Source organism: Sulfurimonas sp. HSL3-1 (assembly GCF_039645995.1).
In the GTDB taxonomy this organism is placed as follows: domain Bacteria; phylum Campylobacterota; class Campylobacteria; order Campylobacterales; family Sulfurimonadaceae; genus Thiomicrolovo; species Thiomicrolovo diazotrophicus.
In genome coordinates, this window is sequence record NZ_CP147920.1 from 1,040,381 (window position 1) to 1,055,414 (window position 15,034).

At 59.9% G+C, this 15,034-nt stretch carries 16 protein-coding genes; 6 read left to right on the forward strand and 10 right to left on the reverse strand.

The window, feature by feature from the left end; genetic code table 11:
- The 10 genes from WCY31_RS05380 to WCY31_RS05425 are packed head-to-tail and all read right to left on the reverse strand — an operon-like array spanning nt 1 to nt 10,761.
- On the reverse strand, nt 1-1,020 hold the full coding sequence (locus WCY31_RS05380) for an LptF/LptG family permease (RefSeq protein ID WP_231021047.1): 1,020 nt from the start codon (nt 1,018-1,020) through the stop codon (nt 1-3).
- Nucleotides 1,013-1,849, reverse strand: coding sequence for a prepilin peptidase (locus WCY31_RS05385; protein WP_345973523.1), 837 nt, complete (start codon nt 1,847-1,849; stop codon nt 1,013-1,015). Before WCY31_RS05385 ends, WCY31_RS05380 begins: the two co-directional genes overlap by 8 nt.
- Nucleotides 1,846-2,523 (reverse strand): di-trans,poly-cis-decaprenylcistransferase, encoded by a 678-nt coding sequence (locus tag WCY31_RS05390; protein ID WP_345973525.1) that lies wholly within the window; start codon nt 2,521-2,523, stop codon nt 1,846-1,848. Before WCY31_RS05390 ends, WCY31_RS05385 begins: the two co-directional genes overlap by 4 nt.
- A complete protein-coding gene (gene coaBC / locus WCY31_RS05395; RefSeq protein ID WP_345973527.1) occupies nt 2,520-3,788 on the reverse strand; it encodes a bifunctional phosphopantothenoylcysteine decarboxylase/phosphopantothenate--cysteine ligase CoaBC in 1,269 nt (422 codons plus the stop codon). The genes WCY31_RS05390 and coaBC overlap by 4 nt, the downstream gene beginning before the upstream one ends.
- Nucleotides 3,785-5,095, reverse strand: a complete 1,311-nt coding sequence (glmU, locus tag WCY31_RS05400; RefSeq protein ID WP_345973528.1) for a bifunctional UDP-N-acetylglucosamine diphosphorylase/glucosamine-1-phosphate N-acetyltransferase GlmU — start codon at nt 5,093-5,095, stop codon at nt 3,785-3,787. Before glmU ends, coaBC begins: the two co-directional genes overlap by 4 nt.
- A gap of 14 nt (nt 5,096-5,109) precedes the next feature.
- Nucleotides 5,110-5,727: a phosphatase PAP2 family protein gene (locus tag WCY31_RS05405; protein ID WP_345973529.1), complete on the reverse strand. Its 618-nt coding sequence runs from the start codon at nt 5,725-5,727 to the stop codon at nt 5,110-5,112.
- Nucleotides 5,724-7,163: a glycosyltransferase family 39 protein gene (locus tag WCY31_RS05410; protein WP_345973531.1), complete on the reverse strand. Its 1,440-nt coding sequence runs from the start codon at nt 7,161-7,163 to the stop codon at nt 5,724-5,726. Before WCY31_RS05410 ends, WCY31_RS05405 begins: the two co-directional genes overlap by 4 nt.
- A 14-nt stretch (nt 7,164-7,177) precedes the next feature.
- Nucleotides 7,178-8,398 carry a glycosyltransferase family 9 protein gene (locus tag WCY31_RS05415; RefSeq protein ID WP_345973533.1) on the reverse strand — a complete coding sequence of 407 codons (1,221 nt, stop codon included), beginning with the start codon at nt 8,396-8,398 and terminating at the stop codon, nt 7,178-7,180.
- Nucleotides 8,395-9,327 (reverse strand): lysylphosphatidylglycerol synthase transmembrane domain-containing protein, encoded by a 933-nt coding sequence (locus tag WCY31_RS05420; RefSeq protein ID WP_345971302.1) that lies wholly within the window; start codon nt 9,325-9,327, stop codon nt 8,395-8,397. The genes WCY31_RS05415 and WCY31_RS05420 overlap by 4 nt, the downstream gene beginning before the upstream one ends.
- 54 nt (nt 9,328-9,381) lie before the next feature.
- Nucleotides 9,382-10,761, reverse strand: coding sequence for an ArnT family glycosyltransferase (locus WCY31_RS05425; protein ID WP_345973535.1), 1,380 nt, complete (start codon nt 10,759-10,761; stop codon nt 9,382-9,384).
- 58 nt (nt 10,762-10,819) lie between these two features.
- On the opposite strand from WCY31_RS05425, the gene WCY31_RS05430 reads away from it, so the two are divergent.
- The 6 genes from WCY31_RS05430 (at nt 10,820) to WCY31_RS05455 (ending at nt 14,968) form a co-directional block, all read left to right on the forward strand.
- Nucleotides 10,820-11,500: a phosphatase PAP2 family protein gene (locus tag WCY31_RS05430; RefSeq protein ID WP_345973536.1), complete on the forward strand. Its 681-nt coding sequence runs from the start codon at nt 10,820-10,822 to the stop codon at nt 11,498-11,500.
- Between the two features lie 82 nt (nt 11,501-11,582).
- Nucleotides 11,583-12,251: a phosphatase PAP2 family protein gene (locus tag WCY31_RS05435; RefSeq protein ID WP_345971306.1), complete on the forward strand. Its 669-nt coding sequence runs from the start codon at nt 11,583-11,585 to the stop codon at nt 12,249-12,251.
- On the forward strand, nt 12,248-12,877 hold the full coding sequence (locus WCY31_RS05440; protein WP_345973538.1) for a fused DSP-PTPase phosphatase/NAD kinase-like protein: 630 nt from the start codon (nt 12,248-12,250) through the stop codon (nt 12,875-12,877). Before WCY31_RS05435 ends, WCY31_RS05440 begins: the two co-directional genes overlap by 4 nt.
- A 2-nt stretch (nt 12,878-12,879) precedes the next feature.
- Complete coding sequence (gene trmA, locus WCY31_RS05445; protein WP_345973540.1) at nt 12,880-13,995, forward strand: tRNA (uridine(54)-C5)-methyltransferase TrmA; 1,116 nt, start codon at nt 12,880-12,882, stop codon at nt 13,993-13,995.
- A gap of 131 nt (nt 13,996-14,126) precedes the next feature.
- Nucleotides 14,127-14,564: a DUF4395 family protein gene (locus WCY31_RS05450; protein WP_345973542.1), complete on the forward strand. Its 438-nt coding sequence runs from the start codon at nt 14,127-14,129 to the stop codon at nt 14,562-14,564.
- Nucleotides 14,564-14,968 carry an Rrf2 family transcriptional regulator gene (locus WCY31_RS05455; RefSeq protein WP_345971310.1) on the forward strand — a complete coding sequence of 135 codons (405 nt, stop codon included), beginning with the start codon at nt 14,564-14,566 and terminating at the stop codon, nt 14,966-14,968. Before WCY31_RS05450 ends, WCY31_RS05455 begins: the two co-directional genes overlap by 1 nt.
- Nucleotides 14,969-15,034 lie beyond the last annotated feature (66 nt).

Sequence of the window (15,034 nt, forward strand, 5' to 3'; positions counted from 1 at the left end):
TTAGAATCGTGCCCGGATGCGTCTGCGGTAGATGATGTAGGTGACAAAGAGCCAGCTGAAGAAGACGGCCGGGATCGTGTAAAAGCCCAACGCTTTTTGCAGGCCCGTCGTTCCTGAATAGTAAAAGAGCATGGAGGCGAAGAGCCAGAGGTAGACGAACCCTTTTTGGTGCCGTACGTGGGCGATCCCGATGGAAAGGGCCGCGAAGAGGCCCGCGACGGGGAAGAGGGAGAGCAGGATATCGGTGATGAACATCCGGATCTTGTTCTTGCGCCGCTCGGGGTCGAGCCAGAAGTCGATGGGACTGTTGTAGGGGCGCAACTCCGTCTGCATGACGTTGTTGATCATCATCGCCTCAAACTGCATCTGGGTCAGCTTTTCGTCAGTATAGCTGTAGCCCTGGCCGTTGGTCAGCTTCAGGCGGAGAACGCCTTTGTTGTTGAGAACCTCGGCTTTCTCCGCCTGGATAAGGATCTCCTCTTTCTCCTCTTTGTGGAAGAGAACGACGTCGCCGTAGCTGCGGTCTTTGTGGGCCTTGCCGATGTAGAGCAGCCAGTCGCCGAAATTGTGCCCGAACTCGGAGGCCTGGAGGTTGAAGTTCGCTTCGCTCTGCTTGTAGCGGACGAAATTGGTCGAGAGGACCGTCGTATGGGGGAAGAGGACGAAAAAATCGAAGATCAGCAGCAGGCTCAGCAGCGCCGCCGGCTTCATAAGCGTATAGAGGATAAAGGTGGGTTTTATCCCCAGGGCGAAGACGACGACCATCTCATTGTCGGTCGAGAGGCGGAAGAGCGAGAGGGCCGCGGCGACAAAAAAGGTAATGGGCAGGGTGTAAAAGAGGATTTCGGGGAGGATGAAAAGGTAGAGTTTGAACATCTCCCAGAGGTTGAGCTGGATGACCGCGGTATAGCTGGCGAGCTTGATCAGGAAAATCACCGACGCGATGGAGAAGAGCGGCAGGAAGATCGAGAAAAAGAGCAGGCCGAAGGTGCTCAGGATGTAGCGGCGCAGTTTATGCATAGAAGGCTTCCATCCAGCGCGCGATCGGTGTATCGAAAATGTAGACGATCCAGGTTGCCATCGCCAGGAACGGGATGAACGGCAGCTGCTTGCTGGCGTCGGTCTCGTTGCGTGTCAGCAGCATCGCCGGCAGGGCAAGCAGGGCGGAGAGAAAGACGGCCGCCAGGCCGAGCTGCACTCCCAGCAGCGCCCCCATCGTTGCACCGATCATGATGTCGCCTTCGCCCATCGCCTCGACGACGGCCGGTATGGTGTTGTAGTTCCGGACCCAGGATGCCTTTTTCAGGTTGGGGCTCATGCGCTTGATCTTGATAAAGAGGTAGTAGGAGACGTAAAAGCGCAGCAGAGCGAATCCCCCGGCGAAAATGAGGGCGTTTTTCAGGTTCTCCGCCAGCATCTGCGGCGACCAGGTACTCACGACGGCCAGGGTCAGGGCCAGCAGGTTCAGGCTGTCGGGGACCATCTTGTAGTAAAAGTCGATGACCAGCAGGGCGAGCAGGGTCAGAAAAACCCCCGTAATCCCGATCATGGCAGCGGAGAGACCGAGCTTGAGGTAGAGCGCGGCGGCGATGGCGGCGCTGAGCAGCTCGATCAGCGGGTACTGGGCGCTGATGGGAACACCACAGAAGGCACAGCGGCCGCGCAGCATGAGCCAGGAGAGGACGGGAACGTTATGCCACGGCTTGAGGTTGGTCCCGCAGTGCGGGCAGTGCGATGCGGGAAAGACAACGCTCTCGCCCCGGGGGATGCGGTAGATGACAACGTTGAGAAAAGAGCCGAAGAGCGCTCCGAACAGGGCAACGAGTACGAGGGTGGTCCAAAACATCATAATCCTCCGAAACGGCGCTCGACCGATTTGAACTGGTCGATAATGCTTTGCAGCTCAACGGGCGTGAAATCGGGCCAGAGCGTGCGGGTAAAAAAGAGCTCCGCATAGGCCGCCTGCCACAGCAGAAAGTTGGAGAGGCGGTGGTCGCCCCCGGTGCGGATAAGCAGGTCGACGGGTTCGGGGGCGTCAAGCGCGCCGTTTAGTGTCTCTTCGGTGACTTCAATCCCATCGTCTTGCAGCGCTTTTACGCTTCTGACGATCTCATCCTTCGCACCGTAATTGAGTGCCATAAACTGTGTCAGTCCGGTACAGTGTGCCGTCTCCGTTTCCGTCGTACGGATCTGTGCCTGGAGGGAGGCTGAAAACCCCGAAAGGTCTCCGATCGCCTTGAAACGCACATCGTGTTCAAGGTAGACAGGCAACTCTTTTTTCAGGTACCGGGAGAGCAGCTTCATCAGGAAGCTCACTTCGGCTTTGGGGCGTTTCCAGTTTTCGGTGCTGAAGGCATAGAGCGTGAGCATTGCAATCTCTTCGTGGTGGGCGGCGAAGGTGATGATGTCGCGGATCGTTTCGACGCCGCGCTCATGCCCTTTGATGCGGGCCAGTTTCTGCTGTTGCGCCCAGCGGCCGTTGCCGTCCATAATGATCGCGACGTGGCGGGGCAGATTGCTCATAGCGCTTCCGCCTCGTCAAGCACTCTGAGGGAGATGGCGAGCTTGCTGCTGCGCGGCAGCACGGTTTCGCCCTTTTCGCTGATAAAGGTGATGGCGTTGTCGTCGCTGCCGAACCCCTGGGAAGTCGAGAGCACGTTGAGACAGACGGCGTCGACGTTCTTGGATGAGAGCGCTTTTTTGGCGTTCGCAAGCGCGCTGCTTTCGTCGAATTCCGCTTTGAAGGCGACGCTCTTGATCCCCTCTTTGTCGACGCTGCCGATCAGGTCTCGGTTCTGAACGAGTTCGGGGGACCAGGCCGTCCCGAGGGCCTCTTTTTTCAGTTTGCCCTGCTGGGGGTGGGCCGGGACGTAGTCGCTGACGGCGGCGGCCATGAAAAGGTAGGGGGTCTTCTGGATCAGGTGGATCGGTTCGTCGGTAATAAGCGAGGGTTTGCTCATCAGCCCCTTTTTGGCGACGCGGATGGAGTCGGTGAGGTATTCAGCCATCTCTTCGCTCCCTTCGACGTCGAGGGTGTGCATGCTCGAGGGGAGGCCGTCATCGAAACGGGTCGCGATCAGGTTGACGTCCGCACCGCGAAGGTAGAGCGCCGTGGCCAGGGCGGAGGCCATCTTCCCGCTGGAGAAGTTGGAGAGGTATCGGACGTCGTCGAGGCGCTCGACGGTACCGCCGCCGGTGACGATGACGCGGCGGTTGGTCCAGTAGTCGTTGCGCAGCAGCAGCCGCGCGCTCTGCCAAAAGAGCTCCAGCGGTTCGGCCATCGCCCCGTCCCCGGTTGTCTGGCAGGCAAGCTCCTTGGTCTGGGTTTTGACGATCTCGTAATTGGCGACGCCGAGCATCTTCAGGTTGGCCTGGGTGATGGGGTGCTTGATCATGTTGGTGTTGGCCGAAGGGGCCAGCAGCTTGACGCCCGGGAAGGCCAAGGCGCACTGCAGCAGGAGGTTGTCCGCGATGGCGTTGGCGAGCTTGGCGATGGTGTTGGCGCTGGCGGGGGCGATGACCATCAGGTCCGCATCCTCGGCACTCTGGATATGGTTGTGGCGGCTGGCCCACGATTCGTTTTCGCTGTGCAGCACCTCGTTGCGGCTGAGGGTTTCAAAGCTGAGCGGCGTCACGAACCGTTTCGCGGCATCGGTCATGACGACCTTGACCTCCGCGCCGGCTTTGACGTAGAGGCGCACGAGTTCGAGCGCTTTGTAGGCGGCGATGGAGCCGCTGACGCCGAGGAGGATCCGCTTGCCCGCGAGAAGGTCGGAGGGGATGATCATGATTCTGCCTTGCCGAAGAACTTGTGGTAGAAGTTTTTGACGATCTTCATCGGGGTACGGCTGACGACGAGGACGCCCGAGTCGATCTTCGTCCCTGTGACCGTCGTGCCCGCGGCGATCATGACGTCGTCTTCGATCTCGCACGGCGCCACGATCTGCGTGTCGGAACCGACGAAGACGTTCTTGCCGATTTTCGTTTTGTACTTCGATTTGCCGTCGTAGTTGCAGGTGATGGTGCCCGCGCCGATATTGGTGCCTTCGTCTATTTCCGCGTCGCCGAGGTAGCTCAGATGCCCTGCCTTGACGCCGCGCAGGGTCGCCTTTTTCGTTTCGACGAAGTTGCCGATATGCGTGCCGTAGAGCGCGCTGCCGGGTCGCAGGTGGGCCATCGGCCCGCAGTCGGAGTCGACCATGACCGAATCCTCGACAACGGAGTGCGCCTTGATAAGGGAGTTCTCGATGCTGCTCGTTCCCGTGATTCGGACGCCGTTTTCAACGATACACTCCCCTTTGAAAACGACGCTCTCTTCGATGTAGATCGTATCGGCGAGCTGCATCGTGACCCCGGCTTTCATCCATGCGCTCTTGATGCGGCGCTGCATGATGACGTCGGCGGCTTCGAGGTCGGCCCTGGAGTTGACCCCTTTGAAGTGCTCCTCGTCGATCAGCAGCGGCAGGACCTTACGGTGTTCGTCCCGGGCCATCTCGATGATATCGGTGAGGTAGTACTCCTCCTGGGCGTTATGGTTGTTCAGACGGGGGAGACACTCGGCCAGGACGTCACGCTTGAAGCAGTAAACCCCCGCGTTGACGTGGCTGATGGTGAGCTCCTCGGGGGTGGCGTCTTTCTCCTCGACGATCCGTTCGACCCCGGCGTCGGAGAGGACGACGCGGCCGTAACCGCTGGGGTCCTCCAGGTCGAAAATGGACATAATGATGTCGGCGTCGGCTTCAAGAAAGCCCTTCAGCGCCTCGGCCGTGACGAGGGGCATGTCGCCGTTGAGCACAAGCACCTTTTCGTTTTTCGGTTTGATCCCCATCAGGGCCCCGCCGGTACCGGGGAACTGCTCGATATCCTGGATGGCGAAGGTGATCTCATCAAACAGCGCGCCGATGGTCTCGATGACCTCCTCTTTCTGGTGGGCGACGACGATGGTGACGTCATCACTGATCGCCTTGGCGGCTTTGATGCTGTGGTAGAGCATCGGGCGGCCGCTGAAAGGGTGCAGAACTTTCGCGGTCTGCGACTTCATCCGGCTCCCTTTGCCGGCGGCGAGAATGATAACGGAAAGAGGGTGTGTGCGCATGAAAAATAACCTGATCAGTTTCGTTTGAATGTAATTTTATCGAAATTATAGAGCAGCAGGGTGCTAATCGTTCCGAGCATCGCCCCGGCGACGACGTCACTGGGGTAGTGGAAGAGCACGCCGATGCGCGAAAGCCCCACCATCAGGGCCCCGACAAAGAAGGCCGGGGCGAAACGCGGGACGATCAGCGCCAGGGCCGTCGCGACGGCAAAGGCCGTTGTCGTATGCCCGGAGGGGAAGCCGTGCAGCCCGTAGGCGTTGGGAGCAGCAAACCATTCGAATCCGTAGCGGTTTTCGTCATAGAGCATCCAGGGGCGCGCCTTGCCGAACAGCAGCTTCAGGGGGATGACGGCCAGGCCGCTGGCGGCGACGGCGGCGAAAAAGAAACGCACCCGGTCCGCCCAGTAGCGGTTGCCGGCCCTGTAGCGCAGGTAGAACCAGAGCAGCAGGGCGCCGACGAGCCACCAGGTGATGACGCCGAGTTCGCTGACAGCGACACAGAGCGGTTTGAGCCAGGTGTCGCGGCGATCGTAGGCCCACTGCGAAGCCGCAATGTCCAGCGGCCCGTACAAGAGGATGATCAGGGCGGTCCCGATACCTAAGAGGACGTAGATAAGCGTTTTGGGGTTCATTGGACTCCTTTGAAGTCGCGGCACCAGGTGAGCGTGACGGTGTTGACCTTGCGGCCGTTCAGATCGAGGTCGAAGGTCTCCGCCTGCTCGGTGGATGCGCACCGCATGGCGGGGGTGATCCCTTTTTTGAAATCATGGGTCGTGATGAAGAGCAGATCTTTGCCCTCGGGCGCTTCGGGCTGCCAGAGGTCGAACTGGTCATAGCGGTTGTCGACAAGGTAGGTGTCGATGCCGTAGGGACGGCCGTAGTAGAGCGCGCGCGATGCAAGCGACCAGTTGGTGACCGCCGCCGCCTGGCGTACGGGGTCCGTAATCTGCCCGGCAGCATGCCGCATAATGGTGTCCCATCCGTAAAGGTCGCGGTGCAGGGACTTGTAATCAGGCAGGGGGATAAAGGGCGAACGCAGCTCGGCGTAGAGTACCAATACGAGGAGGCCGGAGATTGTAACGGCACCTTTCGCATAACGCCGCCACCCTATACTCTGCTGCAGCAGCATGACGGTTCCGATGGGGACGAAGAGCATGTAAAAGAGCGCCGTCCAGTGGGGGAGTGCGCGGGCGAAGAAACTGTTGTAGGTGAAAAAAACCATCACAGTGAGCCCGACGATGCCCGAGAGGAAGAGCGGCGGCTTCTGGGGGCTTTTCAATGCCCGGTAGAGGCCGTAGAACGCTAGCGGGAAGAGCAGGGGGCTGTAGGCGCCGAACTGCGCCCCCAGCGACTGGGCAAAGGCGGTGAAACTGATCCCGCCCGAACCGGCGACATGCGCACTCTGGTAGGCGAAGCTGATCCAGCCGTTTTGCATATTCCACAGCACTACCGGGCTGACAACCGCCGCGGCAATCAGCACCGATGCAAGGAACTTCGGCGTCAGGAAAAGGTCCCAGCGGCGCCGGGCGGCAATGTAGAGGATCAGCGCGGGGGCGAAGAGGACGGCTGTGTACTTGGAGAGCCCCGAGAGCCCCAGCAATACTCCCAGCAACAGCCAGTCACCCGTACGGTTTTCCGTTTCGATCCGCATGACGGTGGCCATGATAGGGATCAGGAACAAAAAGAGCAGGGTGTCGGGCATCAGCATCATGAAAAGCGCATTGAAAAGGAACGATGCATTGAGGGCCGCGGCTCCCCACAGCGCGAGGCGCTCCGAGGCAAAGATGCGCAGGAGCCAGAAATAGACGAGCGCCGTCGCGGCAGCGCCGATCAGGACCGCCGGCACGCGCGCCGCGAACTCGTTGACGCCCATCAGCGCGGTAAAGAACCACTCCGTCCACCCCACCAGCGGCGGATGGTCGAAATAGCTCAGTGCCGGGTAGAGGCCGTAGAGGACGTAGTGCGCCTCATCGACGCCGAGGCCGAAACGGCCAATCACGGCAAGCCGCAACAGGGTGAGGAGGGCAATGAGGGCCCAGAGGGGCTTATGCGCGCGCAAAAGATTCACCAGGACCGTCCGGATCAGGCGAGGGCGTCCAGTTTCGGCTTGAGCGTTTCAAAGACCCATTCGGGGGTGATCACTTTGATGCACTGGTTATCCGTACAGGGGGTCTTGCGGTGGTTGGCGGCGCTGACACAGGGGCTGCAGGCCATGCCGGCAAAAATAGGGGTCGTCGGTCCGAGGGAGCCGTAGAGCGCCGGGGTCTCCGGGCCGAAGATGACAAAGGTGTGCATATCGGTAATGGAGGCGAAGTGGGCCGGGCCGGAGTCGTTGGTCAGCATGAAAGCGCAGACGCTGTAGAGGTGCGGCAGCTGCAGGAACTTGACGCCGCCGGCGAAATTGATACAGCGTGCGTCATCAACGCAATCCGCGAGGGCCTGCGCACCGTCATGTTCGGAAGGGGCGCCGGTCAGCAGGACGATCGCCTTGTCGTTGTAGGCGAGGACCTTCTTGATGACCTCGCAGTAGTTTTCCCGGTCCCAGCGGCGCTGGGGCAGCAGGTCCGAGGCGTTGGAGTTGACGAGAATGACGGGATTCACTTCCGGGTCGAAACCGGCATACTTCTCGGCAATGATCTCCAGGACTTCGCGCTTCTGCGTCTCCGTCACCTCCGTTTTCGCGATGGCGATCTCGCTGTCGTCGATGATGCGCTTGGTAAAGGGGAGCTGCTGCTCGCTGCTCATGAGCGCGTCGACGAGGGCGACGAAGTTCTTGGCGATGTGCTGGTGCGGGTTGTAGGCGACCTTGTGGGTCAGGAAGTCGCCGCGGTAGAGTCCCTCGTTGTGGAAGCTGTGGAAGCCGACGCGGTTCGTCGCCCCGGAAAAACCGGTCATCAGCGCGGTAAAGCGGGAGAAGAGCTCGAGGTCGATGACGGAGTCGATCTGCTTCTCGCGGCACCATTTGAAGAAGCGCAGCGTCGAGAGCGCCAGCGGGACCATGCCGCCTTCGTCGATGGTGAAGATGTTCTCCTCTTTGACGGTGTTCAGCAGCTGCAAGGAAACCTTGTTCTTGCTGAAGATGACGAAGTAGAGTTCGCCGTCGATCTGCGAGCGGAGTTTGCGCATCGCCGGGTCGACGAGGATGGCGCTGCCCATCTCCGAGAGTTCTACGAGCAGGACGTTCCGGGGTTTCTGGTAGGGGGCGGAGCGAAACAGCCCCGCCGTTTTCGTCAGCAGTGTTCCCAGAAAGGTGAGAGGGATGCCCGCATAGCGGTCGATGGCACGCATCGTATCGACATTCATGCATTTTCCTTTAGTGAAGTGGTGTGTTTGGCACGGTTCCAGAACCATGCCCCCGGCAGGGCCGTAAGAATGAGGAGGATCCCGTAGAGGATGGAGATGGCGAGGATCTTTGCCTTCGCGAGCCCCACGAGCATCAATATCCCGACCATGGCGCCTTCACGGACCCCCCAGCCCGCCAGGGAGATCGGCACGATAGTAAGGAGGAAGACCGGCGGCACGGCGACGAGGAAGATCCCCAGTCCCGTCCAGACGTCGACGCTGAGCGCCAGGAAATAGATCGCGATGACCGTAAAAAGGTGGACGACGACCGAGATGCCGATGTGCTTGAGCAGCAGCAACCTGGAGTGGTAGAGCCGCGCCATCCGCAGGCCCAGCCGGTGAAAGAGGTCAAGCCCCTTGAGGTTGGCAAGGAAGGTGAACTTATCGAGGTTGAGCATCAGCACGAAGCCCGCGATCCCGCCGAGGGTGATCAGGTTGATCAGGTTGAAGAGCCACTGCGGGAAGGTGCCGTAAAAGAGCAGGTTCGCACCAAGGTTTAGCACGAGCAGCCCGACAAGCCCGACGACCCGGTCGACGAAGATGCCGTAGAAGGCGTCCTTTTTCTCGTAGCCCTTCTGGACAAGGTCGATCATCCGGGTCGCGTCGCCGCCGATGCTGCCGGGCAGCACCTGGTTGAAGAAGGTGCCTTTGAAGTAGCTCTGTACATAAAAAGAGACCCTCTCTTTGAAGCCGAGCTCTTTCATGATGAGACGCCAGCGGTAGGCGGCGAGGAAGGTGCTTGCCATCTGGGCGGCGAAGGCGATCAGGATGTAGCCGCCGTGGGACTTGGCGAGGATCGCAATGAGCTGACCGACGTCGATAAAGGTGAGCAGAAAGTAGAAAATGGCGACGGTAACGACGAACTTGACGGCGGTTTTGAGGTGTTCCATCGACATCCTTTTCAAAAGTGCGGTAATTTTAACCAAAGATGCGTAAAGACCCGTTTAGCGGCTGCCCGAAACCCGGTAGAGATGGTAGGTCTTGGTACGTTTCAGGCCCCGCTGGACAGTGAGGGTATCGAGCAGCGTGACGTGCTCAAAGCGTTCCGCGAGGACCGCCGCTTTCTCCTCAGGGGCAAGGTAGAGACCCTCGCGGTAGGGGGCGCCGTCGTCCCACATGTCGTATTGGCTGTAGCGTGTCGGCGTCGGGATACGCACCGGGGCGTGGTCAGGCGTGTAGTAGGTGACAAGGGCCGCGATAGCCAGGTGGTTGGCGTAGAGGGCGTCATCCGCTTTTCGGTGGCGTTCGAGCATGGCAACGGCCTCTTTATTGCCGTACATCCTGTCCTGCACGACCGGCAGCCAGAAAAGCAGCCCCGCGCGGGCGACGAGGCTCAGCGTCAGGGCGACGGCGAGCCCGGTATAGAAGGTCCGCTTCATCCCGCGCACCGAGAGGATGTAGGCGGTCAGCACCGTCGCGCTGATATAGGCGGGGGCGGTATAGTTGAGTTCGATATGCGTGTGCAGCGATTTATAGAGGAAAAAGAGCAGGGGGGTGACGGTCATCAAGGCGAGAAAAAAGAGAACGTCGTTTTTGGCGAAGAGCTTCTCCTTTCCCAGGAAGTAAAAGAGCACGCCGGCAAAGACCGGGGTGAAAACGGCGAACTGCGATCCGATCAGTTCCGTCGCCCAGTTCCACATAATACGCTGCTTCTCCCCGCCGTGGTGCAGCTGGAAGAGGAGGCTGATCCAGTCATGGGCGTAGTTCCACCAGAGCATCGGCGCGACAACGAGGAGGGCGATGCCGACGGCCATCCAGGTCCGCCATGAGAGGAACAGGTCCCGGCGGCGCAGCAGCATGAAGAGCAGTAGTGCCATCAGGTAGAGGACCGACGTATATTTGCTCAGCATCATCGCCCCGATGAAGAGCCCCGTCAGTACAAAATCCAATGTCCGCCCTCGGGTAATGACACGGTAGGTCGACCAGAGCGCCAGGGACCAGAAAAGGATCAGCGGCGAATCGGTCGTCATGATCGTATAGCCCGCATGCACCAGGACGACGGAGGTGAAGATGAGGACCCCCCAGAGCCCCGTCCGGGCATCGCGCAGCTCCTCCAGCAGTCGGAAGACAACCCACCCGGCGACGCTCATCGCCAGGACGTTGCCCAGCCGTACGCCCCATTCAGCTTCGCTCACAAGGTCGGTGAGGGCGATGAGGAAGGCGATCATCGGGGGGTGGTCGTAGTAGCCTGATTGCAGGTGGTGGCTCCAGAGCCAGTAGTAGGCCTCGTCGCCGTGCAGGGGCACGAAGGCGTTGTACACTGTGGCGAAAAGGCCCGAGAAAAGCAGGATGAGCAGGGCGGTTTGGCGATAGGTTCGGATCATGGGCGGCTTTTTGGGTGCCATTATACTCTATGGGGGTGAAACGGCTATAATGCGGACTATGAATAAGAAGATACTCTGCATTCCGGCGGCCGCGTGGGGCGCGATGGCCGTCACCGCACTGCTCCTTTACTTTTTCCCGCAGATCGACATTGCCGTCAGCAGCCTGTTCTATACCCCCGGTGAGGGGTTCGTGCAGGGGGGCACCCTCTGGGAACGCTTCGTCTACCAGTCCGTGGGGGTAGTCCTCGCTATGGTCTATGTCGCGGCACTGCTGCTGTGGCTCTATAACCGCATCAGTGGGCGGGCGCTGCTGGCATTGAGCGGGAAGAAGCTTCTTTATATACTGCTGGTAGCGGCACTGGGAAGCGGCATCTTCGTCAACCTGGTGCTCAAGCAGAACTGGGGCCGTCCCCGTCCGGACCAGACGACGCTTTTCGGCAGCGACCGCCAGTTCACCCCGGCCTTCGTGATGAGCGATCAGCGGGGAAAATCCTTCAGCAGCGGACACACCTCCGGGGCATTCGCCCTGCTGGCGCTGATTTTCCTGGCGCGGCGGCACCGCAAAACGGTTGCGTTAGCGGTCATCGCCTACGGTACGCTGGTTTCGCTGGCGCGCATCGCTGCGGGCGGCCACTTTTTCAGCGACGTGCTCGTTTCTATTATGATCATGTACATCGTCTCCGGGGTGCTCTACGCGCGCTTCTTCGGATGCGATACTCTCTCCGCCGGACGGGAATAGGGCTTTTCCGGCGGCCTTCTGAGCACACTTCGGTTGCAGCTGGGTAACAGGCGTAGTTCCCTTCCGCCGTTATAATGCCGCCATGATCAAAGTGCTCGCAACTATCCCTCTGTGGGGATGGACGGCCATGGCCGTCCTCTCTTTGCTTTTTTTTCTTTTTCCTCAGATCGATCTTGCGGTCGCAGCGCTCTTTTATGCCGGGCCCGACGGCTTTCCTGCCGCGAAAACCCTCGCCGAACAGGTTATCTACTACTCCGTGCCCTACGGCCTGATGGCGCTCTACGTCGGCGCCGTGCTTCTTTGGCTCTTCAATACCGCATTTGGGCGCAGCGTCTGGCGTTTCACGGGCCGGAAACTGCTCTACGTACTGCTGGTGCTCGGCATCGGTTCCGGACTCATTGTTAACGCCCTTTTCAAGGAGCACTGGGGACGGGCCCGCCCGGCGGAAACGATGGAGTTCGGTGGCAAAAAGCAGTTCTCTCCCGCCTTCGTTCCTGTTGCCGGACAGGTGGGCAACTCCTTTAGCTGCGGGCACGCGTCGGGGGCCTTCGCCCTGCTGGCCTTCGCAAAACTCTCCCGGCGCCGCCGGCTCTGGAGCGCGATTGTCCTCGGCTACGGTCTCATCGTCGGTGCGGCCCGCATGGCGGCGGGCGGCCACTTCCTCAGCGACGTGGCGGTCTCGTTCTTCATTATGTACACGGCGACGGAGCTGCTCTACGCCGTACTGTTTCCCCCGAAGGAGTCCCCATGAAACGTCCGTTACTCTCTCTGTTTGTTCTATTTGTTGCCGCCGCCGGCGGGCTGTATACCTGGTACGTCTACGGACACTACCGTTTTGAGACGATCGACCCGGAGCGCGTCTACAAATCGGCGCTGATCGCCCCCGAACGGCTGGAAGACTTTCTGATCCCGCACCACATCAAAACCGTCGTCGACCTGCTTGATCCGGGCATACAGGATGCCCTCAACCCGGCGCAGCAGAAGGAGATCGACGCCGAGGCGGCCGCGATCGCGCGGATCAACGAGACCTACGGTACGCAGATACGCCATGTCAACATCCCCTCCCGGCAGGTGCCGACAAAGGAGACGCTGACGCAGTTTTTCAAAGTCCTCGACGATAACGCCTCCTACCCGGTACTGATTCACTGTTACCACGGCATGGGACGGGCGGTGATCTACAGCGCGCTCTACCGGATAGAGTACCTGAAGTGGCAGAATGAAAAGGCCCGAGAATGGACGCGTCCACTGCCGATTATGGTAGAATCCCGTCTTTATCACAGCAGCTTTGCCCGGGGACACTCCAAAGGAGATTTCCTGATCCATTATATGCCCAGACGCAAGGGGGAGGCAAGCACGCTGCATCACTTGGAGGGGTAGGCATGGAGTGTAGGCATTTCGGCCGTTGCGGCAGCTGCCGCTGGTATGAAGAGGGGTACGAGGGGCAGCTGACCAAGAAAGCAGAGGAGATCAAAGCTCTGTTCGCACCGCTTTATACGGGGGCATTCGATATCGCGCGTTCGGCGCCGGAAGGGTACCGTGCCCGTGCCGAGTTCAAGGTGTGGCACGTCGGTGACACCATGCACTTCGCCATGAACTCCATTGACCGTGAGGGCGTTGTGCTCCTTGAAGAGTGCCCGATGGTCACCGCACCCATCCAGGCCCTGATGTGGCCGCTGCTCGATGCGCTTAACGCCGCGCCCGGAATGGGGCGCAAACTCTTCGGGATGGATTTCCTGGCCGGCCGCGACGGCGACATCGCCGTCTCCATGCTCTACCATCGCAAACTCGACGATACGTGGAAGGCGCAGGCGGCGGAGCTTGCAACAAAGTTCGGCATCAGTATCATCGGGCGCAGCCGGAAGCAGAAAGAGGTGATCGGACGCGATCATGTCATCGAATCCGTCGACGTCGCTGAAAGGACCTACCGTTTCAAGCAGATCGAGAACAGCTTTACCCAGCCCAATCCGGGGGTCAATGCCCAGATGATCGGATGGGCCCTGCAGCAGTTCGAGGGGCTTGGCGGCGACCTGTTGGAACTCTACTGCGGGGCGGGGAATTTTACAATCCCGTTCGCGTCGCGCTTTGACCGTGTTCTGGCGACGGAGATCTCCAAGTCCTCCATCCACGCGGCGAAAACGAACATGGAGCTCAATGACGTGCACAACATCGATTTTGTGCGCATGAGCGCCGAGGAGTTCGTTCAGGCCCTCGACGGGGTGCGGGAATTCAACCGAATGAAGGGGATTGACCTGCCGAGCTACCGTCTCGATACGATCTTCGTCGACCCGCCGCGTGCAGGGATGGACGAGGCCTCCTGCGATTTCGCCGCCCGGCATGAGCATATTCTCTACATCTCCTGCAATCCCGAAACGCTCAAGCGCGACCTGGAGTACCTGACGCGCACCCACCGCATCGAGGCGATGGCGATGTTCGACCAGTTCCCCTACACACACCATATGGAAATGGGCGTCAAGTTGAAAAAAGCGGCACAATAGAGGAGAGGGCAGCGCCCCCTTCCGGATAAACCATACTATTTTGGTGTGGATACTTGACAATGGCCTCCCGCCGGGAGTAAACTGTGATACTTTTATGATGGAGCCGAAAAGGCCCCGACAAAGGTTTTGCTATGGCACAGGCTTGTCCCATTAACTTCACAGCGGCTGACAACACGGTCAGCCGGATCCTTTCGCTTTTGACGACGGGAATCGTTGCACTCTTTTTCCTGACGGGGGTGGCACCGCTGCTGTTCGCCCTCGGCGCGGACCTGCTGGTGCGCCTCCACGGCAACAAGCACTTCAGTCCGCTCTATCAGAGCGCTGTGCTTCTCAAGCGATTGATGCGCCTGCCGGAGCAGAAGGTCGACGGCGCGGCCAAGAGCGTGGCCGGCCATTTCGGGCTGCTGTTTATCCTGCTGCTGATCGTCGCGGCATCTCTGGGCCTGCAGCCGATGCTGGTGGCGGTCGCCTCTATCTACGTTCTTTGCCTGTTGATGGACGTCCTGTTCAATTTCTGCGTCGGCTGCAAAGTCTATTACCTCTATCGTCTGATCGGCGGGGCGGCGTAATGGCGGGGATCTCGTCAAAAGGGGTCTACGCCCTTGCCGCTATGCACGTGCTCTCCCATGCGCCGCAGCAGCGTCCGATGCAGATACGCGAGATCGCCGCGATGACATCGATCTCCCACGGCTACCTCGAGCAGATCCTCTCCGGGTTGCGGCGCGCCGGTCTCGTGACGAGCATCCGCGGCGCCGCCGGGGGGTACCAGCTCGCCGGCCGGGCGGCGGAGATCACGGTGCTGGAGATCCTGGAAGCCCTGGAAGGGCCGCTGTGCCAGACGGAGGGGAATGTCGGTTCAAGCGTCATCCTCGAGGCATTTTGGGGGAGCATGAATGAAAAAATACGGGCGATTTTCGACATGAAACTCTCCGATATCGACCAGCTTTACCAACCCTATCACTATGCCATTTGATCACAACAACTGCGCTAACGCCCATTAATGGTTTCCGTTTAAGCAGAGGACGACCCTGTTTATATT